The following is a 21,072-nucleotide window of genomic DNA, read 5'->3' on the forward strand; positions in this document are numbered from 1 at the left end:
TCTACTGAGACGGTGCCTGCTCCGCCGCCTCGCGCAGCAGTCGGATGCCCTCGGCACGGGACTCGGCCGTCTCCCCGTAGGGGAAGTTGTGCGTCAGCTGCGCCTCCGGGAAGACCTGCCCCAGCCACAGCGAGCAGTAGTGCCCCGGCATGAAACAGGCCTCCAACTCGGTGTGGATCCGCAGCACTTGCTCCGGCACGACACCCGCGGCCCGCAGCCGGTCCCACAGCCGCTCCTCCGGATGGATCCCGATCCCGCCGGCCTGCGTGACGATCTGCTTCTCGCCCCGCTCGTCGACGATCTCGAACGCGGTGAACCACTCCCCGCTCGCGGTGTCCCTGATGTCGTCGAGAACGAGCGGCCACCAGTTCTCGCGCCCCTCGAACGCCGGCGGGTCGATCGTCCGCAGCCGCTGTTCGAGTTCCGCGTACGCGGCGGCGGCCTCCTGCGGCAGGCCGGTGCCGAGGATCGCGGCGAGGGCCCGGTCGAGCGCGGTGAGCGACTGGGCGAACGCTTCCGGAGCCGAGTTCACGAACCTCAACTCCTCGGTCCAGTCGAGGAGTACGGCGCGGACGACACCCTCATGGTCGGCGCAGATCTCGAAACCCCGGTCGGAGCCGAGCCGCGCCCACTGCAGGCACTCCTCCTGCACGACCGTGCGCCCGGCGGACTGCGCGAACTCCTGCAGCAGTACGGCGTCGTCGTGGCCGGTGGCGAAGTACGGCCCGACCTGGACGGGTACGGCGACCTCCGCCAGGCGCCGCACGCTCGGGGCCGTACTCAACGCTTCACCGGCAGCCTCCTGCCGGAAATGCCGGACGCTGCCTGCGGGGACTGTCATGGGTGATTCCGCCTAATCAATGGACTCGTACACATTCGAGACAACAGCATCCCGGATCGCCTGCGGGCTACCGCGTCTCGGGGTAGGCGACATACTCAAGAATGTTGTGCCATCGTGAATGGCTCACTTCCAGAGCCGCCGGGTCGATCTCGCTCATTTCCTCGGTCAGTCGCCGGGCCGCTCCCTCAGGGTCGAGGATCTCCTGCTCCGACTCGAAGTCGTAGTTGGGGCGTTCCTTTTCCAGCAGGTAGAGAAAGTGGGCGAAGGAATTGAGATCCTTGTTCAACGGATAGATCTCGAACTCGTCACCCGGAAGGCAGTGAACGACACCCGTGACCCCGTCCAGAGCGATGTCGTCGTAGGGGATCATCCCGAGGAGAAGCCAACCTTCGGCCCCCTCGGGCAGGTTCGTCCATCGGTCGCGGAGGTCGTCGTAGCAGCTGCCGAGTTCTCTCACCTGCTCCGGCGTCCCGTCCACCAGGTCGAACCAGGGGTTGGGGCGAGACGGAATGCCGATGTGGCGCAGGAAGTGCGAGCTCGGTCCGTGCTGGATGTTCGCCACCACTGCTTCGGGAAACGTGATGAGTTCATCCGGGCTGAACTCGGTCTCCAGGGTTTCCCGGTCGATGGGGGGTGTCATCGCGTGACCTGCCTCCTTGCGAATAGCGGGGATGCCCTGATGCTAGCACCGAAGTGGATCTGGTACGGGTTTGCGTTGCATGCCCGGATATGTGCCTTATTTATTGCGGTTTGATTTGAGGCGGTCCAGGTAATCCATCATTTCCGCATTTCCCTGCGCACGGGATTCACGGGTGTCCCCGTAGTCGATGCTGTGGGTGACTTCGACGTGCGGAAGTCTTTCCACCATCCACGCACTGCAGTTGGGGGGTATGGGGCAGGGGGCTCTTTCCGTGTACAGCTCGGTCATTCGGTCGCCCGCTCCATCCCTGAGGACCGGGAAGCCGAGCATGCGCTCGGAGTGCCGGAAGCCAGAGCTTCGCGCGACCATGATGAAGCCGCCGTCGCCCTTGCTGTCGAACCGTGCGGCGGCGTAGTTGTTGCTCTCGAACTTCTCATCGCCGTTCGCCAACTTCTTGTGAGTGCCGTAGCTGTTGTCCGCGTGACGGGCCAGCTGTACGGCTCGGGACAGCTCCGTGCTCCCGAGGTCCACGCGATCCGACTTGCTGAGCGGACGCGGCCTCTCCTTGCCCTTGAGCTTGAGGTTGGGTTCGCCGACCTGCGGCCGTCCGACATTGTCGCCGTCGAATTTGAGACCGATGCGCGATCTGTCCTCGGGGGTCAGATCGTCGCGCCCTCCGTCGGGCGTCAGACGCTTGAGCGTTCCGTCGTCGCTCATGAGGTAGACAGGGGTCTTGTCGGCCGTGCCCGCCTTCTTGAGTTGGGACAGGGACAGGGCGGTCTCGTCGTCATTGTCCCGGTGCCGCTTGGCCATCTTGCTCAAGCCGCCGGTCATGTTCTCGTCCAGGTGCGCGGCGGAGCGCTTGACGCCCTTCTCGATGCCGTCGATGACCTGGTCCAGCATGGCGTTGGCGGCGTCGGCGATCGGGTCCTTGCCTTTGGTGCGGCCGTGCGTGGACTTGGCGCGCGAGAGCTTGCCGCCCGCGCCGTCGCGGATCTTGCCGCCGGCGCCCTTGAGTTGGGAGCCGGCGCGGTCGTAGGAGGCCGGGTCCATGCTGAACTGGCCGCTGCCGCCGCCCAGATCGCCCATGCCGCTGGGACCGTTCGCGCTGGCCAGTTGCATCGCCCCGCCCGACTTGGCGCTGTCGATGCCCGCGTCCAGGCCCTCCTTGCCCGCCTTGGCGGTCTGGCTGAGGTCGACGCCGTTCTGTACGCCGAGCGCGTTGCCGCCCAACTGCACGACCAGGTCGCCCGCCATGGAGCCGAGGGCTTCGTAGACCGGGCCCATCGCGACCTCGATCACCCGTGAGGCGACCTCCTCGCAGACCTCCTGGAAGATGCGTTTGACCGCGATCCGGGTCACCTGGGTCCCGGCCAGACCGCCCAGCGTCGACAGCCCCAGGGTGACCGGTGCCGCGGCGATCGCCGCCGCGATCTCGGCCGCCAGGATGCCCAGTTGCGCGATGGCGGCGAGCTTGGCGCCCTCGATCAGTACGGCCACCCCGTCCAGCGCGGTCGCCGCCAGACGGCCGGCCTCGGCGAGGTTGGCGAGGTGGGTGTCCTTGACCTTGCCCCAGTGCTTCTCGAGCGCCTGCACCGCAAGGCCCTCGTTGGTTCCGATCAGGTCGGCGATCGCCGCGTGGGCGTCGGCGGCGCCGTCGTCGATGTCGTCCGCGAACTCCCGCATCGCCTGGGCCATGTCGCGGTAGTCGTCCTCGTCGACGTTCGGCCAGTTGACGCCTATCAGATCAAGTGCCTCGTCCAGGTAACTCGGAAGAGTGACACCCACAAGAACCCCCGTTCGAACGTTACTTGAGTGAACGTAACTTCGAACGGCCCACACCAGCAAGCTCGTTCAGGCGCACTGGGCCTGTTCTGTGACACGAGTGACGCACAGCGGCCGCATTCCAGCTGTTGCCGCTCGGGTCATTGACGCGCAAGTGATTCGATTCTACGTTCCCGTCCGAAGTGACGGTCGTCGTTCGAGATACAGAACAAACGCACCGCAGGGACAGAAGCCGAGCACAGAACAGGAGTGTCCGCATGAGCCGCAAGCGCACGACCCTCCTCGCCCTCCCCGCCGCCGCCCTCCTCGCCCTCCTCCCGTCCTCCGCGTCGGCCTACCAATGACCGGCCCGTCGGGCGAGCCGTCGACCACCTCGACGACGTACACCATCACGAACGCAACAGCGGCAAGTGCCTTGACGTAGCCGGGAGTTCGACCGCCGACGGCGTCAATGTCCAGCAGGGGACATGCAACGGCGGCAACAACCAGAAGTGGCGCATCGAAGACCTGGGCGACGACACCAGCCGCCTCGTCAACGTCGCCACCGGCAAGGCCCTCGACACCGAGAACTGCTCCTCCGCCGACGGCGCCGACCTGCGCCAGTGGTCCTGGCTGAACAACACCTGCCAGCGGTTCCGCTTCATCGCCACCGACGGCGGCTACGTCCGCATCGTCAACCAGGCCACCGGCAAGGTGGCCGACGTGACGAACTGCGGAACGACGGACGGGACGGACGTACGCCAGTGGAGCTGGCTGGGCGACAACTGCCAACAGTGGCGCTTGAACGCGGCGTAGGTGCAACGCCCCTAAGGGGCGCGGGGCTGTGTCAACATGCGGCTCCGCCGCGTGGGCGCGACCAGCCACAACGGTCCCGCAGCCGCCCGCGCGCAGTACCTCCTATGGCGAGAAGGCGTTACCCGACCTGCCCCATCCCCGCCGCATTGGGCCAGCTCTGACTGTTCGGCCACCCAGTAGCCGGGGCCGGGGTCAAACCGGGCCCCGTGGTCCCCCGCACCTGCGCCGCCGTAAGCCCGCCCCGAGCCGGCACCCCCGGAGGGGTGGGCGCAGGCATAGCCGCCGCGGCCGGCGCCACAGGCGACGGGAACGTCATCGGCGCGGGAGCGGCAGCGGCGGGCGCGGGCGCGGGCGTGGGAGCCGGCGTCGGCGCCGGCGCCACAGGAACCGGCGCCGGCATGGGCATGGGCATGCCGGTCCCCGGCGGCACCGTCTGCGGCTGAGGCGCCGCAGGCACAGTCATGGGCGTCGCCATGGCCTGCGCCGCAAGCCCCTGCATGCCCCTGCCGTTCGTGGAGCCGACCAACCGATCCACGGCCGCCGTACCCGAGCTGTAGGTCCCTGTATCCAGCTCGGGCACGGCGGCCGCTCCCCTCCTGGTCCCGTAGAGCACCTGCTCCAGGCCGGACACCAGGCGACGCACGTCCACCTGGGGGCGCACCACGAGTCGCAGGAAGCGGCTGGACGAACCGATCTTGTTGCCGCACTCGCGGACCAGGATCCGGTGCTCGGTGAGCAGCCGGTCCCGGACCACGGTGCCTTCCGCGCCGACGGGGAGACGCACGAAGAGGAAGTTGCCCTGGGACGGGTAGACCGTCAGACCGGGCAGCGCGGCGAGCTGGCTGGCCATGTCGAGGCGGTCCTTGCGCACCTGGTGGAGGCTCTGCGCGTACTCGGCGCCGTGGTTCTTGAGCATGAACACCACGTGCTCGGCGAAGGCGTTGAGGTTCCACTTGGGCAGCATCGAGCGGACCATCCCGGCCAGGGCCGGGTTGGCGACCAGGTAGCCGAAGCGGATGCCGTGCAGACCGAAGTTCTTGCCGAGGGAGCGCAGGACGATGACGTTCGGGCGCAGCATCGCCTCCTGGACCACCGACGGCTCCTGCTCGGCGTCCGCGAACTCAAGGAACGACTCGTCGATGATGACCAGGTCCAGGTCCGCCATCGCGTCCATGAACTGCACGAGCGCGTGCTTGTGGAGGTAGCCGCCGTCGGGGTTGTTCGGGTTGCAGATCACCGCGACCCGGGTGCCCCGGGCCCGGATGAACTCGGCGTACTGCGCGAGGTCCAGGGCGAATCCGCTGGACTCCTGGAGCGGGAACATGTCGACCCGCTTGCCGGTCTCCATGGGCTGGTCGGTCCAGCGGCCGAACGTGGGGACGGGTATGGCGAGGGACTCCCGGACCATCAGGTGGTCGATCCAGGTGATCAGCTCCGTGGAGCCGTTGCCCATCGCCACGCACTGCGGCGGAAGCTGGAGCAGGCTGCACAGTTCGGCCGTGATCGTGTCGGCGCTGCTCGGGTAGTAGGTGATGATGTCCCGCAACCGGGACGCCATGTCCTGGAACATCTCCGGCGTCGGGAAGTACGGGTTGCAGGGGATGCAGAAGTCGACCGGACCGGCCCCGTCGCCGCCCTCACGCGTCAGCGCCGCCATGGACGGGCTGTGTGCCGCGGTGCTGCGGAACAGCGAGGTGACGTTGTCGGCCATGGAACCTCCGTGTTTGGGTGGCCCGCGCGGGGGAGCACGGGCCGCCCTTACATACGGAGGCTGGGGTGGCGCTGTTCAACCACTGGGAAATCGGTGTGAACTTGTGTGCCATCTGTGAATAGCCGTCAGATGGCGACGGCACACGAGTACGTCAGTGGCTGAACGAGTGGATCGTCGTCGACCGGTACGTCTGTCCCGGTCGCAGCACCGTCGACGGGAACGACGGCTTGTTCGGCGAGTCCGGGAAGTGCTGCGTCTCCAGGCACAGCGCGTCGCCCTGCCGGTAGGTGCGGCCGCTCGGGCCGACCAGGGTGCCGTCGAGGAAGTTGCCCGAGTAGAACTGCAGGCCCGGCTCGGTGGTCGCCATGCGCAGGGTGCGGCCGGAGGACGGGTCCTTCAGCGTGGCGCACCACTCGGGGCGCGGCGAGATGCCCTTGTCGAGCACCCAGTTGTGGTCGATGCCCTTGCAGTACAGCAACTGCCGGTGGGCGTCGCGCAGATCCTCGCCTATGCGCTTGGCCTGGCGGAAGTCGAAGGGGGTGCCCTCGACGGAGACCGGCTCACCGGTGGGGATGAGGCCCGGGTCGACGGGGGTGTAGCGGGACCCGGCGATCTTCAGCTCGTGGTTCTCGATCGTGCCGCTGCCCTCGCCGGCGAGGTTCCAGTAGACGTGGCTGGTGAGGTTGACGACCGTGGTCTTGTCGGTGGTGGCCTCGTAGTCGATGCGCCAGTCGCCGTGCGCGGTGAGGGTGTACGTCACCTTCACCTTGAGCGTGCCCGGGTAGCCCATCTCGCCGTCGACGGATGTGCAGTACAGGTGCAGACCGACGTCGGAGCCCTGGGTGAACGGCTCGACGTCCCACACCTTCCTGTCGAACCCCGTGGCTCCGCCGTGCAGGCTGTTGACGCCGTCGTTGACGTCGGCCTGGTAGGACTCCCCGTCGAGCGTGAACCGGCCCTTGCCGATGCGGTTGCCGTACCGGCCGATCAGGGCGCCGAAGTACGGGCTCCCCGCGACGTAGTCCTCGATGTTGTCGAAGCCCAGGGAGACGTTGGCGAGCCGGCCGTGGCGGTCCGGGATCTCCAGGGACTGCACGATGCCGCCGTAGGAGAGGACCTTCATCCGCGTGCCGCCGTTGGCGAGCGACCAGCTGTGGATCTCGGTGCCGTCGGCGAGGGTGCCGAAGAGGGACTTCACCGGCGTGTTGCCTCCGTCGCTGAAATGAACGCCGAAAGGAACAGGGCCCCGCCTTCCGGCGGGGCCCTCCTTCTGTACTTACGAACCGACCTTGCGCTTGTTCCACACGTCGAACCCGACTGCCGCGAGCAGCACCAGGCCCTTGATGACCTGCTGCCAGTCGGTGCCGATGCCGACGAGGTTCATGCCGTTGTTCAGCACGCCCAGGACCAGGCCACCGATGATCGCGCCGAGGACGGTGCCGACGCCGCCGCTCATCGACGCGCCGCCGATGAACGAGGCCGCGATCGCCTCCAGCTCGAAGTTGAGGCCGGCCTTGGGCGAGGCCGCGTTGAAGCGGGCGGCGAAGACCAGACCCGCCAGGGCCGCGAGCATGCCCATGTTCACGAAGATCAGGAAGGTGACCTTCTTGTCCTTCACACCCGACAGCTTGGCCGCGGGCAGGTTGCCGCCGATCGCGTAGATGTGGCGGCCGATGATCGCGTTGCGCATGACGTAGCCGAAGCCGACGAGCAGCACGCCCAGGATGAGCAGCACGATCGGGGCGCCCTTGTAGCTGGCCAGCAGCATCGTCAGCGTGAGGATGGCGGCGCCCAGCGCGACCAGCTTCAGCAGGAACAGGTTGAAGGGCGGGACGTCCAGGTTGAACTCCTGCTGCCGGCGGCGGTCGCGGAACTCCTGGAAGACCACGAACGCGATCATTCCGAAGCCGAGCAGCAGCGTGAGGTTGTGGTAGTTGGTGTTCGGACCGACCTCCGGCAGGAAGCCGTTGGCGACCTTCTGCAGACCCTCCGGGAACGGGCCGAGGGTCTGGCCCTCGAGGAAGATCTCGGTGAGACCGCGGAAGATCAGCATGCCCGCGAGGGTCACGATGAAGGATGGTATGCCGCCGTAGGCGATGAAGAACCCTTGTGCGGCACCCGCGACGGCGCCCATCGCGAGGCAGAGGATGACGGCGACGGGCCATGGCAGATCGTTCTTGACCATGAACACGGCGGCCATCGAGCCGATGAACGCTGTCAGCGAGCCGACCGACAGGTCGATGTGGCCCGCGATGATCACCAGCATCATGCCGATCGCCAGGATCAGGATGTAGCTGTTCTGCAGCACCAGGTTGGAGACGTTGCGCGGCAGCAGCAGGTCGCCCTCCGTCCACACGGCGAACAGCACCACGATCAGGCCGAGGGCGATCAGCATGCCGTACTGCCGCATGTTGCGGCGCATGCCGTCCAGCACCAACTGGAGCAGGCCGTCGGCCGCGGCCCCTCCGCTCTTGCCCGGCGGCGCGGGGGCCGGGGTCTTGGCGGTCACATCCGTGCTCATCGGGATACCTCTTTGTCCTTAGTCATCTGACGCATCAGCGATTCCTGCGAGGCCTCTTCTCGCGAGAACTCGCCGGTCAGCCGCCCCGCGGCCATCGTGTAGATGCGGTCACACATGCCGAGCAGCTCGGGCAGCTCGGAGGAGATGAAGACGACCGCCTTGCCCTGGGCCGCCAACTGGTCGATGACCGTGTAGATCTCGTACTTGGCGCCGACGTCGATGCCACGCGTCGGCTCGTCCAGGATCAGCACATCGGGACCGGCGAAGATCCACTTGCTGAGGACGACCTTCTGCTGGTTGCCGCCGGACAGCTTGCCCACCGGCTCGAAGACGGTCGGCGCCTTGATGTTCATGGACTTGCGGAAGCCCTCGGCGACCTGCCGCTCCTCGTGCTCGTCGACCACGCCCCGGTTCGCGACCTTGCCCAGCGCGCTGAGCGAGATGTTCCGGTTGATGGTGTCGATGAGGTTCAGGCCGTAGTGCTTGCGGTCCTCGGTGACGTACGCGATGCCGTGCTTGACCGCCTCGGGGACGGTCTTCGTACGGATCTCCTTGCCGTCCTTGAGGACCGTGCCGCCGTGGTAGCGGCCGTACGTCCGCCCGAAGACGCTCATCGCGAGCTCGGTGCGGCCGGCGCCCATCAGGCCCGCGATGCCGACGATCTCGCCGCGCCGCACGGACAGTGACACATCGTCGACCACCTTGCGCTGCTGGTCGATCGGGTGGTGCACGGTCCAGTTGCGGATCTCCAGCGCGGGGGCCGCGCCCTCCTCCGGCTCGTGCGGGGTGCGCTCCGGGAACCGGTGCTCCAGGTCCCGGCCGACCATTCCGCTGATGATCCGGTCCTCGGTGGTCTCCGGCGCCTTCACATCGAGGGTCTCGATGGTCTGGCCGTCGCGGATGATCGTCACCGAGTCGGCGACCTTGCGGATCTCGTTGAGCTTGTGGGAGATGATGATCGAGGTGATGCCCTGCTTCTTCAACTCCAGGATCAGATCCAGGAGTTTGCCGCTGTCCTCGTCGTTCAGGGCCGCGGTCGGCTCATCCAGGATGAGCAGCTTCACCTTCTTCGACAGCGCCTTCGCGATCTCCACGAGCTGCTGCTTGCCCACGCCGATGTCGGCGACGCGGGTGTCGGGGTGGTCGGACAGGCCGACCCGGCGCAGCAGTTCGGTGCCGTGCCGCAGGGTCTCCCTCCAGTCGATGAACCCGCCCTTGGCGTGCTCGTTGCCGAGGAAGATGTTCTCCGCGAGGGAGAGGTACGGCGACAGCGCCAGCTCCTGGTGGATGATGACGATGCCGCGCTGCTCGCTCGCCCGGATGTCCTTGAACTCGCAGACTTCGCCTTCGAAGAGGATGTCCCCTTCGTAGGTGCCATGCGGGTGGACGCCGGAGAGGACCTTCATCAGGGTCGACTTACCGGCGCCGTTCTCCCCGCAGATGGCGTGGACCTCGCCCTGCTGGACGGTCAGTGTGACATCCGAGAGCGCCTTGACGCCGGGAAAGGTCTTGACGATCGAGCGCATTTCCAGGACGGGTCCCGCCATGGTCGTGCCTTCCAATCAGAGTGTGCCGGCGGTTACTTGAGGTCGCTTTCCTTGATGTAGCCGGAGTCGACCACCGTCTCCTTGTAGTTGGTCTTGTCGACGCTGACCGGCTCGAGGAGGTACGCCGGGACGACCTTGGAGCCGTTGTCGTAGGTCTTCTCGTCGTTGACCTCGGGCTTCTTGCCGTTGAGCAGGGCGTCGACCATGTTCGAGGCCACCTTGGCGAGCTCGCGGGTGTCCTTGTAGACGGTCATCGACTGCTGGTCCGCGATGATCGACTTCACCGAGGCGACCTCGGCGTCCTGGCCGGTGACGATCGGCAGCGGCTTGCTCTTGGAGCCGTAGTCGTCCGACTTCAGCGCCGAGAGGATGCCGATGGAGATGCCGTCGTACGGCGAGAGCACCGCGTCGACGCGCTCGCTCTTGTACGCCGAGGTCAGGATGTCGTCCATGCGCTTCTGGGCGGTACCGCCGTCCCAGCGCAGGGTGGTGACCTGGTTCAGAGCGGTCTGCTTGGAGCGGACGACGAGCTGCTTCTTGTCGATGTAGGGCTGCAGGACGTTCATCGCGCCCTGGAAGAAGTAGCGGGTGTTGTTGTCGTCGTTGGAGCCGGCGAACAGCTCGATGTTGAACGGGCCCTTCTTGGAGCCGTCCTTCAGGCCGAGCTTCTCGACGATGTAGTTGCCCTGGAGCTCGCCGACCTTCTCGTTGTCGAAGGAGGCGTAGTAGTCGACGTTCTCCGTGCCCAGGATCAGGCGGTCGTAGGAGATGACCGGGATGTTCGCGTCCTTGGCCTGCTGGAGCACGTTGTTCATCGACTTGTTGTCGATGGCCGCGACGATCAGCGCCTTGACGCCCTGGGTGATCAGGTTCTCGATCTGCCCGACCTGCTGGTCCGGGTCGTCCTCGCCGTAGACCAGCTTGGTCTTGTAGCCCTTGGACTCCAGGTCCTTGACGACGTTGTTGCCGTCGGCGATCCAGCGCTCCGAGGACTTGGTCGGCATCGCGATGCCGATGGTCCCGCCCTTGGCGTCCCCGGCCTCCTCCTTGCTGCCGCCCTCACCGCTCTGGCCACAGGCGGACAGGGTGAGGGCGAGGGAGGCGGCTCCGGCTATGGCGGCGAGTGCGGCTCTGCGAGTGCGCATGGTCATCATCCTTGATGTTGTGAGCAGGGCTCGGTCTGGCGAAAGGAAGACGCTTTCGAGAGCTGAACGCTCGACCGATGGTGTGTCGGATTGTGTTCGACTGCGTCTTCTTCTGTGAAGGGGGTTTGTCCGGAACGTTATGCGGGAGTTTCGAATCGCTTCAGCGTTCCGGGCAGCCGTGAACCGAGAGGCGCCATGTCGCCGTCAGCTCCGTGCCGTGCGAGGAGGTCCAGCGCCAGGCGTCCGCGCCGTACGCGTTCCTTGGCGGTGGCCAGCGTCAGGTCCCTCATGTGGTGCCCGTAGGGATAGATCCCGGGGGCCTTGGAGAGCCCGAACTTCAGGTAGAGCGGTGCGCCGCGCCGGATCAGCTCGGCGACCTCGTACATGCGGATGTAGCCGCCGAGGTCGTCGGGGGCCTCGATGTACATGTCCATGGGGGCGGCGGAGACGCGGCGGATCTCGGTGAGGTGATCCAGCGTCAGGTCGCTCGGTACGTTGATCGAGTCGCCGCCGAGGTTCTCGTACACGGCGTACGCCGCCGGGTTGACCGGACCGATCAGCGCCGACACCTTGAGCGTCGTGTCGGCCGGCAGGATCCCCGCGACCCGCGCCCGGTGCAGCGCCCACAGCACACCCTCGTCGGCGACGAGGAGGCACTTCACGCCCAGCTCGGTGGCGCGTACGGCGTCCTCGACGCACCCGGCGACCGCGTCGTGGCCCCGGGCGCGCAGTCCGGCGCCCTTGGAGTCCGTACGGGTGGAGCCGCCGATGTCCCAGGTGCCGCGCGGGCCGGTGAACAGGCAGAGCTCGATGTCGCGCTCGGCGGTCGCCTCCACCATCTCGGTGATCTCGGCGTCGGTGAGCATCCAGATGCCGCTGCCCTGGCTGATCCGGTGGATCGGTACGTCGAGCCGCGAGGCTTCCTTCAGGACGACGGCCAGCGCTTCGGGACCCTCGCACGAGGGGATCTCGGTGCGCCAGCGGCCGCCGCCCGGGAAGGTGTGGGGCGAGGCGTCGGCGGGGGAGAGTTCGGGTGCGCCCAGGCCGAGGGCGGTGAGCGCGGGCTCACCGGGTCGACGGGCTGCGGAAGCGTCGGTCACAAGGTGTCCTTAGTATTCGATATTTCGGACGAAGTTCGCGGCTCTGGGTGCGGGGGGCTAGGTCCTGTCGTCAGATTCCCGTCGTCCGCCCGGAGGGCGGGCCCGGCGGCGTGCCAGGCGTCGCCGGGCAGACGGGAATCTGACGACAGGACCTTGGGGTGTACGCCGGTACGACAGCCGTCAGGGTGCTCCCGTACCGGCGTACGTCTAGGGGCGGAGGAGGACTTTGCCCACCTTCGGATCGCCGGACCCGACGAGCTCGATCGCCTGCGGGAACTCCGCGAGCGGCAGCTCGTGCGTGACCAGCGGCAGCGGATCGAGCAGCCCGGCCCCGAACACGCGCACCGTGTGCGCCCAGGCATCCGGCGGCGCCCCGAACACGGTGTGCACCTCCAGCTGCCGTACGACGAGATCGGTCGGGTCGAGTCCCTGCGCACCCGGCGCCGGGATCCCGGTCAGGACCAGCCGCCCGCCGCGCCTCAGCAGCGCCGCGGAGGTGCGCGCCGCGTCGGCGGACCCGGCGGTCTCGATGACGACGTCGAAGTCGTCCGGGAGCTCCTGGTCCTTGGTGCGGAAGTCGGTGGCGCCGTACTGCCGCGACAGCGCCTCGCGGTCGTTCCGGGTGCCCACCACGAGCAGCTCGGCCGGCGAGCCCGCCTTCAGGAACTGAACGGCGAACATCCCGAGCGTCCCGGTGCCGACCACGGCCACGCGCTCACCCGGCAGGGCGTTCGCCTTGATCGCGGCGGCCGCGATGCACGCGGCCGGCTCCAGCAGGGCGGCCGCGGTGAGGTCGCAGTCGTCCGGCAGGACGTGCAGCAGCCGGGCCGGGAGCGTGAGCGTGCCGGCCATGGCGCCGGGCTGGGTGAACCCGGTCTCCTCGTAGCCCGCGCTGCACAGCGTGGTCTCACCCGCGTGGCAGCGGTCGCAGACCTGGCAGTTCCGGAAGCCCTCGCCGACGACCTTGCGGCCGACCAGCGACTGAGGCACCCCGGCGCCGACCGCCGCCACCGTCCCGGACCACTCGTGGCCGGGCGTCAGCGGGTAACGGACGTACCCCTCGGGCCGGTTGCCCTGGAAGACCTCGCGGTCACTGCCGCAGATCCCCGAGGCGTGCACCCGGACCAGGGCCTCTCCCGCTTCCGGCTGCCGGGGCTCGTGCGGGACGAGCCGGTGCTCGCCCGGAGCCTCGATCACGACGGCGGTGCTCAACGGGGCCTCCTGGTGCCGGGCCGACGGGTGTGGGCGCTCACACGGTGCCCTTGGGCTTGCGCTGCTCCCAGCCCTCGGCCCACAGGTCGAACCGGGCCTGCTGCTGCGGGAACTCCGCCGCCGCATCCACGTCCAGCTCCACACCGAGACCGGGCTCGTGGGAGAGGTGGAAGCAGCCGTCCTCGGGGTTCACCTGGGGGGCGCCCTTGATCACCTTCTTGATCTCCGCGTCCGCGAAGTCGTTGAAGTGCTCAAGGATCTTGAAGTTCGGCGCGGTGAAGCCTACTTGGAGGGAGGCGGCGGTCAGGACCGGCCCGCCCACGTTGTGCGGCGCGACCAGCATGTAGTGCGTCTCGGCGGTGGCGGCCAGCTTCCGCGTCTCCCAGATGCCGCCGATGTGGCCGACGTCCGGCTGGATGATGTCCACGGCCTGGCTCTCGAAGAGCTCGCGGAACTCGATGCGGTCGTGAATGCGCTCACCCGTGGCGACCGGCATGTCGACCTTGGCGGCCACCTTCTCCAGCGCCTTCAGGTTCTCCGGCGGCACCGGCTCCTCCAGCCACGCGGGCTTGAAGGGCGCCAGCTCCTTGGCCAGGCGGACGGCGGTGGCGGGGGAGAACCGGCCGTGCATCTCCAGCATCAGCTCGGCGTCCGGGCCGATGGCGTCCCGCACGGCCTCGATCAGGGAGACCGCGTAGAGGCTCTGCTCGTGGTCCAGCTCGAAGTGGCCGGTCCCGAACGGGTCGATCTTGAGCGCCCGGTAACCGCGCTCCATGACCCCCTGGGCCGCCTTGTGGTACGCCTCGGGCGTCCGCTCGGTGGTGTACCAGCCGTTCGCGTACGCCTTGACCTTGTCGGTGACCTTGCCGCCGAGCAGCTGCCAGACCGGCACGCCGAGCGCCTTGCCCTTGATGTCCCAGCAGGCCATCTCGATCACGGCGATGCCGGACATCACGATCTCGCCGGCCCGGCCGTAGTCGCCGTACTTCATCCGCTTGACGAGATCCTCGACAGCGAACGGGTCGGAGCCGAGAATGTGGTTCGTCTTCGCCTCGTGCAGATAGCCGAGCAGCGCGTCGGTGTGGCCCAGCATGCGGGTCTCGCCGACGCCGGTGAGTCCCTCATCGGTGTGCACCTGGACGTAGGTCAGGTTTCGCCACGGCGTTCCGACCACGTGTGTGCTGATTCCCGTGATGCGCACGGTACTCCCTGTCCTCTTCGGTCTGTTCGAAATATCGGCACTCGTTCGAAATGCTGGTCGCGACAGTAGGGATGACCTCATGTGAGTGTCAATGGGTCTACAAACAACGGTTTCGACGCGACGGTTGGGGCGACTTGCGAGACGGATGTGACGGGGGTGCGCCACGAGGATCGCCGGGCCCTTCGAAGGCGTGCACATGCCTCCCATGATGGCACTCAGGATGCTCTTGACCAGGCAAAACGCCCTCGACACCGCAACTCGAGCCGCCTGTCGCGTTATTCAACCGTGACGACTTCCCTGACGCAGCCCTCTTGACCGCCGTGAATTGTTAGCGCTCACAATGACGTCCGCATTCACCAGTCGGCCACGAGTCGGCCCCGACGGCATCCAAGGAGGCATGAGCGTCGTGTCAGCAGTGCTCCAACTCGCCTTCCCGCCCAGTGCCGTTGGCTCTTCCGGAGCTCCGGCCGGTCCTTCCGGAGCTTCGACATGACGCCACCGGCGCCGAACCATCGGCCCTCGGCGCAGGTCTTATCGGCAGACGACGGTCAAGGAGGTGCGGCCGTGACCCACTCGCAGCTTCGGCCGCCCACCATGGCCGACGTGGCACGCCAGGCCGGTGTGTCCCACCAGACCGTGTCCCGCGTGCTGGGGGAGCACCCCAATGTGCGGGACGAGACTCGGGCCAAGGTGCTGCGGGCGATCGAGGAGATGGGCTACCGCCGTAACTTCTCCGCACGGGCCCTGGCGACCCGGCGCACCCGCACCCTGGGTGTGGTCGCCTCCAACACCACGCTCTACGGCCCGGCCAGTACGTTGTTCGCGCTGGAGGAGGCGGCGCGTGCCGAGGGCTATCTGGTCTCGACGGTCAGTCTGCGCAGGCTGACGGTGGAGACGCTGTCCGAGGCCCTGGACCGCCTCAGTGAGGGCGGCGTGGAGGGGGTCATCGCCATCGCCCCGCAGCGGTCGGCGGTCGAGGCCCTCGCCGAACTCCGCCACCCGTTCCCGGTGGTGGCTGTCGGCACCGGCTCGGGCGCCGGGGTCCCCAGCGTCAACGTGGATCAGAATCTGGGCGCACGGCTGGCCACCGGCCATCTGCTCGCCGCAGGTCATCGCAGGGTCTGGCATCTCGCCGGGCCCGAGTACTGGCAGGAGGCGGTGGACCGGGTCGACGGCTGGCGGGCGACCCTCGAAGCGGCGGACGTGGAACCACCGATGCTGCTGCGGGGGGACTGGAGCCCGCTGTCGGGCTACCGGGCCGGTCAGGAACTGGCGGGCTGGGTGGGGCGCGGCCTGACCGCCGTCTTCGTGGCCAACGACCAGATGGCACTGGGGGTGTTGCGGGCGCTGCGTGAGGCGGGCGTGCGTACGCCCCAGGACGTCGCGGTGGCCGGCTTCGACGACATACCGGAGTCGGAGTTCTTCGCCCCGCCGCTCACCACCGTCCGGCAGGACTTCGCGGCGGTGGGCAAGCGAAGCATCGCCCTGCTGCTGGACCTGATCGAGGGCCGTACCCCCTCCGGGACGTCCCAGGTCACCATCGAACCCCAACTCGTCGTCCGCGCAAGCACGTTCCCGTACGTTCCGCAATCGGGAGCCGCTCCCGGCTGACACCGCACCACCCCGGTCGCCTTTCGTCCTTCGGACCCACGTGACCGATATTTCGAACAATGATCGACAGGCTGGACGCAGTGCAGCCGGTCCACACGAGTACCAGACGAGTGCCAGCGGTCCATCCCCGGGCCGGCTCTTCAAAGGAGAAGAACATGCTCAACAGACGGAACTTCCTCACTGCGGCGGTCGGCGTGGCGGCCACGGCCGGTCTGGCGGCCTGCGCCAAGGAGGACGGCGGACCCTCCGACTCCTCCTCCGGCGGCAGCAAGGCGATCACCCTCGGCTTCGCCCAGACCGGCTCCGAGAGCGGCTGGCGCACCGCCAACACCGACTCGGTGAAGGCCGCCGCGCCGGAGGCCGGTATCAACCTCAAGTTCTCCGACGCCCAGGGGAAGCCGGAGAACCAGATCTCCGCGATCCGCAGCTACATTGCCCAGGGTGTCGACGTCATAGCCTTCTCGCCGTTGGTCGTCAAGGGCTGGGACGCGGTGCTGAAGGAGGCCAAGGCCAAGAACATCCCGGTGGTCCTCACCGACCGCTCCATCGAGACCTCCGACGACTCCCTCTACGTGACCCTGGTGGGCTCCGACTTCACCGACGAGGGTCGCCGCGCCGCCAAGATCCTGGAGAAGGTTCTGGAGAAGGCCGGCCACAAGGGCAAGGTGAAGATCGCTCAGCTGGAGGGCACCACCGGTGCCGCCCCCGCGATCGAGCGCGCCAAGGGCTTCAAGGAGGTCATGGACGCGGAGCACAAGGACGACTGGGAGATCGTCGCCAGCCAGAGCGGTGACTTCACCCGCGCCGGCGGCAAGCAGGTCATGCAGGCCTTCCTGCAGTCCAACCCGGACATCAACGTCCTCTACGCGCACAACGACGACATGGGCCTCGGCGCCATCCAGGCCATCGAGGCGGCCGGCAAGAAGCCCGGCAAGGACATCCTCATCGTCACGGTCGACGGTGTGAAGGACGGCTTCGCCGCCATGGCCGAGGGCAAGATCAACGCGATCATCGAGTGCAACCCGTTGCTCGGCCCCCAGCTGATGGAGGTCGTGAAGAAGGTCAAGAACGGCGAGAAGGTCGATCGCTGGGTCAAGACCAAGGAGAGCGACTTCATGCAGGACCAGGCCAAGGCCGAGCTCCCCAACCGCAAGTACTGACCGACCGCACCCACCGGCAGGGAGCCTCCGGCCGACCGGCGACCATCCGGTCCCGGGAGGCTCCCTGCGGGCCTGAACCCATTTCAAGAGGAGCGCTGCCATGGCAGAGCCGCGGCCCGTCCTGGAGATGACGGGCATAGTCAAAGAGTTTCCGGGGGTACGGGCTCTGTCGGGCGTCGACTTCCGGCTCTTCCCCGGCGAGATACACGCCCTCATGGGCGAGAACGGGGCCGGGAAGTCCACCCTCATCAAGGTGCTGACCGGGGTCCATCCCCTGGACGGCGGCACCGTCACCCTCGACGGCAAGGCCGTGCGGATCGGCAGCCCGCTGGAGGCACAGCACGCCGGCGTCAGCACGGTCTACCAGGAGGTCAACCTCTGCCCCAACCTCTCGGTGGCGGAGAACATCTTCATCGGCCGTGAACCCACCCGCGCGGGCCGCATCCAGTGGAAGCAGGTCCGCACGCAGGCCGCGGAGATGGTCGACCGGCTCGGCCTCGACATCGACGTGACGGCACCGCTGTCCGCGTACCCGCTGGCCGTGCAGCAACTGATCGCGATCGTACGGTCGGTGGGCCACGGCGACAGCGACGGCGAGGGTTCCGGCACCAAGGTGCTCGTCCTGGACGAGCCCACCTCCAGCCTCGACCGCGACGAGGTCCTCGAACTGTTCCGCCTGATGCGGCAGCTGCGGGACGAGGGCGTCGCGATCCTCTTCGTGTCGCACTTCCTCGACCAGATCTACGAGATCTGCGACCGCATGACCGTGCTGCGCAACGGCACCCTGGTCGGCGAGCACATGGTGGCCGACCTCGACCAGGTCCAGCTGATCGAGCTGATGATCGGCAAGGCCCTTGACCAGCTGGAGGGGCTGCACGAGCACCAGCTGCGCTCCGACGTCGGCGAGACGCTCGTCAAGGCCGAGGGCCTCGGTCGCACCGGAGGTATCGCCCCCTTCGACCTGGAGATCAAGAAGGGCGAGGTGCTCGGCCTCGCCGGACTGCTCGGCTCGGGCCGCACCGAACTGGCCCGGCTGCTGTTCGGCGCCGACCAGCCCGACAGCGGCAAGGTAACCATCGCCGGCAAGCAGGTCTCGATGAGCGCCCCCAACGACGCCATCGGCGCCGGTGTCGCGTTCTGCTCGGAGAACCGCAAGACCGAGGGCCTCGTCCTCGATCTCACGGTGCGCGAGAACATCATCCTCGCCCTCCAGGCCTCCCGCGGCTGGACCCGGCCCATCCCGGCCTCCCAGCGCGACGAACTCGTCGCCAAGTACATCAAGGCCCTCGACATCCGCCCCGCCAACCCCGAGGCCCGCGTCGGCCAGCTGAGCGGCGGCAACCAGCAGAAGGTGCTGCTCGCCCGCTGGCTGATCACCCAGCCGAAGCTGCTGATCCTCGACGAGCCCACGCGCGGCATCGACGTCGGCGCCAAGGCCGAGATCCAGAAGCTCGTGGTCTCCCTCTCCGAGGACGGCATGTCCGTGCTGTACATCGCGGCCGAACTGGAGGAGGTGCTCCGGCTCAGCCACACCATCGGAGTGCTGCGCGACCGCAAGCTCGTGGCACAGCTGACCAACGGGCCGGAGATCACCACCAGCAAGATCCTGGAGACCATCGCGAGCGGAGAGCACCAGTGAGTACCCCATCAGCGACCACCCCCTCCCGCTGGCGAGCACTGACGCAGCACCACCTGTTCTGGCCGGTCGCGGTCCTGATCGCCCTGCTGCTTGTCAACGTCCCCTTCACACCCGACTTCTTCGCGATCCGGATGACCGACGGCCACCTCTACGGCAGCCTCGTCTCGATCGTGCTGTTCGGCTCGCCGCTGATCCTGGTGGCGGTCGGCATGACCCTCGTCATCGCCACCGGCGGCATCGACCTCTCCGTCGGCGCCGTGGTCGCCATCACCGGCGCCCTGACCTGTTCGTACATCAGCGACCAGGCCGATCAGAGCGCGTTGGCGGGGGTCTTCCTCGCCGTGGGCATCGGCCTGGTGGCGGCCGTGGTCTGCGGTCTGTGGAACGGCTTCCTGGTCGCCCGGATGGGCATCCAGCCCATCATCGCGACCCTCATCATCATGGTCGCCGGACGCGGTGTCGCCCAGCTGATCACCGACGGCCAGATCATCACCATCAACAGCGAGCCGTACAAGCTCATCGGCGGCGGCTACTGGCTGACCCTGCCCTTCTCCATCTTCATCGTGGCCGCCGTCGTGGCCGTCACCGTGGCCCTGACCCGCCGTACGGCGCTCGGCCTGCTCGTCGAGTCGGTCGGCGGCAACGCCGAGGCCAGCCGCCTGGTCGGCATCCGCTCCATGCGCATCAAGATCATGGTGTACATGTTCTGCGCCCTGTGCGCGGGCATCGCCGGCCTGATGATCAGTTCCAACACCTCGGCCGCGGACGGCAACAACGCCGGCCTGTGGATCGAGCTGGACGCGATCCTCGCGGTCGTCATCGGCGGCACCTCGCTGCTCGGCGGCCGGTTCTCCATCGGCGGCACCGTGATCGGCGCCCTCGTCATCCAGACCCTGACCACCACGATCTACACCATCGGCGTGCCCACGCAGACCAACCTGGTCTTCAAGGCCGTCGTCGTCATCGTCGTCTGCCTGCTGCAGTCCCCGAAGTTCCGGGCCAAGGTCTTCGGCGCGAAGGGACGCGCCCGGACCACCGCCCCGGCGGAGCCCGCCACCCCGGCCGACGCCGCCCCGAAGATGGAGGTGTCGCGATGAGCGCGACCACCAAGACCCGTACGGCGGCGGAAGGCCGTACGGCGTCCAAGCCCGCCCAGGCGTCCGCGGCCACGCGTCTGCTCGGCGACCGGCGGCTGCCCGTCCTGGTCACGGTCGGCCTGTTCCTCGCGATGTACATCGCGGGTATCAGCCGATACCAGAACTACGGTTTCGGCGAACCGCAGGTCTTCCTCAACCTGTTCATCGACAACGGCTATCTGCTGGTCGCCGCCGTCGGCGCCACCTTGGTCATCATGTCCGGCGGCATCGACCTGTCCGTGGGCTCGGTGATCGGCTTCACCACCATGTTCACGGCGTGGCTGGTGGAGGAGCAGGGCCTGCCGCTGCTGCTGGTCATCCCGCTCGCCCTGGGGGTGGGCGCGTTCGGCGGCTTCCTCATGGGCTATGTGATCCACAACTTCGAGATCCAGCCGTTCATCGTGACCCTCGCCGGCCTCTTCCTCTTCCGGGGCCTGTGCCTGGTCATCAGCAAGGAGTCCATCTCCATCAGCAACTCCACGGTGAGCAGCATGGCCCAGACCCGGGTGTCGCTCGGACTGGGGGAGCTGTCGATCGGCGCCCTCGTCGCCCTGGTCGTCGTCGCCGCCGCCTTCTACATCCTCCACTACACGCGCTTCGGCCGCCGGGTGTACGCCATCGGCGGCAACGAGCAGTCGGCGCTGCTGATGGGGCTTCCGCTGGGCGGCACGAAGATCGCCGTGTACACGGTGAGCGGCTTCTGCTCGGCGCTGGCCGGCCTGCTGTTCATACTGTTCATCCAGTCCGGTGACCCGCTGCACGGCATCGGCATGGAGCTGGACGCCATCGCCGCGGTCGTCATCGGCGGCACGCTGCTGACGGGCGGCTCCGGTTACGTCCTGGGCACCCTGTTCGGCGTCCTCGTACTGGGCCTGATCAAGACCATCATCTCGTTCGAGGGCACGCTCAGCTCCTGGTGGACGAAGATCGCCACGGGTGTGCTGCTGGGCGCGTTCATCCTGATCCAGCGGGCGATGACGGCCCGCAAGCAAACCTAGGCCGGACCTGGGCACTTGGGCCGACGCGGC

The 21,072-nt window shown here is 67.6% G+C and carries 15 protein-coding genes and 2 pseudogenes; 6 read left to right on the top strand and 11 right to left on the bottom strand.

Annotated elements, in window-relative coordinates; translation table 11 throughout:
- Window position 1 precedes the first annotated feature (1 nt).
- The 3 genes from IF78_RS0115880 to IF78_RS45410 form a co-directional block, all read right to left on the bottom strand.
- Window positions 2-841 carry a nucleic acid/nucleotide deaminase domain-containing protein gene (locus IF78_RS0115880; RefSeq protein WP_078662466.1) on the bottom strand — a complete coding sequence of 280 codons (840 nt, stop codon included), beginning with the start codon at window positions 839-841 and terminating at the stop codon, window positions 2-4.
- Between the two features lie 67 nt (window positions 842-908).
- The gene (locus tag IF78_RS0115885; protein ID WP_031476175.1) at window positions 909-1,481 is read right to left on the bottom strand and encodes an SUKH-4 family immunity protein; all 573 of its coding nucleotides are present in this window, start codon (window positions 1,479-1,481) and stop codon (window positions 909-911) included.
- 96 nt (window positions 1,482-1,577) lie between these two features.
- Window positions 1,578-3,269 carry a nucleic acid/nucleotide deaminase domain-containing protein gene (locus IF78_RS45410; protein ID WP_063762122.1) on the bottom strand — a complete coding sequence of 564 codons (1,692 nt, stop codon included), beginning with the start codon at window positions 3,267-3,269 and terminating at the stop codon, window positions 1,578-1,580.
- Between the two features lie 337 nt (window positions 3,270-3,606).
- Between IF78_RS45410 and IF78_RS46125 the strand changes: the two are divergent.
- Window positions 3,607-4,061, top strand: a pseudogene (locus IF78_RS46125) (RICIN domain-containing protein); the annotation flags it as partial.
- A 118-nt stretch (window positions 4,062-4,179) separates the two neighbouring features.
- Here the strand turns inward: IF78_RS46125 and IF78_RS0115905 are convergent.
- The 8 genes and pseudogenes from IF78_RS0115905 to IF78_RS0115940 all read right to left on the bottom strand — a co-directional run bounded on the left by IF78_RS0115905 (window position 4,180) and on the right by IF78_RS0115940 (window position 14,498).
- Window positions 4,180-5,772 carry a pyridoxal phosphate-dependent aminotransferase gene (locus tag IF78_RS0115905; protein WP_031476181.1) on the bottom strand — a complete coding sequence of 531 codons (1,593 nt, stop codon included), beginning with the start codon at window positions 5,770-5,772 and terminating at the stop codon, window positions 4,180-4,182.
- A 151-nt stretch (window positions 5,773-5,923) separates the two neighbouring features.
- Window positions 5,924-6,985, bottom strand: a pseudogene (locus IF78_RS0115910) (aldose epimerase family protein); the annotation flags it as partial.
- 63 nt (window positions 6,986-7,048) lie between these two features.
- Window positions 7,049-8,293: a multiple monosaccharide ABC transporter permease gene (gene mmsB / locus IF78_RS0115915; protein ID WP_031476185.1), complete on the bottom strand. Its 1,245-nt coding sequence runs from the start codon at window positions 8,291-8,293 to the stop codon at window positions 7,049-7,051.
- Window positions 8,290-9,840 (bottom strand): multiple monosaccharide ABC transporter ATP-binding protein, encoded by a 1,551-nt coding sequence (gene mmsA, locus IF78_RS0115920; RefSeq protein WP_031476186.1) that lies wholly within the window; start codon window positions 9,838-9,840, stop codon window positions 8,290-8,292. The genes mmsB and mmsA overlap by 4 nt, the downstream gene beginning before the upstream one ends.
- A 32-nt stretch (window positions 9,841-9,872) precedes the next feature.
- Complete coding sequence (chvE, locus tag IF78_RS0115925; protein WP_369122745.1) at window positions 9,873-10,985, bottom strand: multiple monosaccharide ABC transporter substrate-binding protein; 1,113 nt, start codon at window positions 10,983-10,985, stop codon at window positions 9,873-9,875.
- Between the two features lie 137 nt (window positions 10,986-11,122).
- Complete coding sequence (locus IF78_RS0115930; protein WP_031476190.1) at window positions 11,123-12,085, bottom strand: glycosyltransferase family protein; 963 nt, start codon at window positions 12,083-12,085, stop codon at window positions 11,123-11,125.
- A 207-nt stretch (window positions 12,086-12,292) separates the two neighbouring features.
- Window positions 12,293-13,297, bottom strand: coding sequence for a zinc-dependent alcohol dehydrogenase (locus tag IF78_RS0115935; protein ID WP_031476192.1), 1,005 nt, complete (start codon window positions 13,295-13,297; stop codon window positions 12,293-12,295).
- Between the two features lie 37 nt (window positions 13,298-13,334).
- On the bottom strand, window positions 13,335-14,498 hold the full coding sequence (locus IF78_RS0115940; RefSeq protein WP_031476194.1) for a mandelate racemase/muconate lactonizing enzyme family protein: 1,164 nt from the start codon (window positions 14,496-14,498) through the stop codon (window positions 13,335-13,337).
- Between the two features lie 564 nt (window positions 14,499-15,062).
- Here IF78_RS0115940 and IF78_RS0115945 point away from each other — a divergent pair.
- The 5 genes from IF78_RS0115945 (at window position 15,063) to yjfF (ending at window position 21,042) form a co-directional block, all read left to right on the top strand.
- Entirely contained in the window at window positions 15,063-16,109 is a 1,047-nt protein-coding gene (locus IF78_RS0115945; RefSeq protein WP_031476196.1) for a LacI family DNA-binding transcriptional regulator, read from the top strand.
- A 155-nt stretch (window positions 16,110-16,264) separates the two neighbouring features.
- Window positions 16,265-17,269, top strand: a complete 1,005-nt coding sequence (locus IF78_RS0115950) for an ABC transporter substrate-binding protein (protein ID WP_031476198.1) — start codon at window positions 16,265-16,267, stop codon at window positions 17,267-17,269.
- Between the two features lie 100 nt (window positions 17,270-17,369).
- Window positions 17,370-18,908, top strand: coding sequence for a sugar ABC transporter ATP-binding protein (locus tag IF78_RS0115955; RefSeq protein WP_031476200.1), 1,539 nt, complete (start codon window positions 17,370-17,372; stop codon window positions 18,906-18,908).
- Window positions 18,905-20,005, top strand: coding sequence for an ABC transporter permease (locus IF78_RS0115960; protein WP_031476202.1), 1,101 nt, complete (start codon window positions 18,905-18,907; stop codon window positions 20,003-20,005). The genes IF78_RS0115955 and IF78_RS0115960 overlap by 4 nt, the downstream gene beginning before the upstream one ends.
- Entirely contained in the window at window positions 20,002-21,042 is a 1,041-nt protein-coding gene (gene yjfF / locus IF78_RS0115965) for a galactofuranose ABC transporter, permease protein YjfF (RefSeq protein WP_031476204.1), read from the top strand. The genes IF78_RS0115960 and yjfF overlap by 4 nt, the downstream gene beginning before the upstream one ends.
- Window positions 21,043-21,072 lie beyond the last annotated feature (30 nt).

Source organism: Streptomyces bicolor (assembly GCF_000719285.1).
Taxonomy (GTDB): domain Bacteria; phylum Actinomycetota; class Actinomycetes; order Streptomycetales; family Streptomycetaceae; genus Streptomyces; species Streptomyces bicolor.

Bases quoted from the DNA above. Each gene is read 5' to 3' on its own strand.
- IF78_RS0115880 (WP_078662466.1), bottom strand. From the start codon at position 841: ATGACAGTCCCCGCAGGCAGCGTCCGGCATTTCCGGCAGGAGGCTGCC.
- IF78_RS0115885 (WP_031476175.1), bottom strand. From the start codon at position 1,481: ATGACACCCCCCATCGACCGGGAAACCCTGGAGACCGAGTTCAGCCCG.
- IF78_RS0115905 (WP_031476181.1), bottom strand. From the start codon at position 5,772: ATGGCCGACAACGTCACCTCGCTGTTCCGCAGCACCGCGGCACACAGC.
- mmsB (WP_031476185.1), bottom strand. From the start codon at position 8,293: ATGAGCACGGATGTGACCGCCAAGACCCCGGCCCCCGCGCCGCCGGGC.
- mmsA (WP_031476186.1), bottom strand. From the start codon at position 9,840: ATGGCGGGACCCGTCCTGGAAATGCGCTCGATCGTCAAGACCTTTCCC.
- chvE (WP_369122745.1), bottom strand. From the start codon at position 10,985: ATGCGCACTCGCAGAGCCGCACTCGCCGCCATAGCCGGAGCCGCCTCC.
- IF78_RS0115950 (WP_031476198.1), top strand. From the start codon at position 16,265: ATGCTCAACAGACGGAACTTCCTCACTGCGGCGGTCGGCGTGGCGGCC.
- IF78_RS0115955 (WP_031476200.1), top strand. From the start codon at position 17,370: ATGGCAGAGCCGCGGCCCGTCCTGGAGATGACGGGCATAGTCAAAGAG.
- yjfF (WP_031476204.1), top strand. From the start codon at position 20,002: ATGAGCGCGACCACCAAGACCCGTACGGCGGCGGAAGGCCGTACGGCG.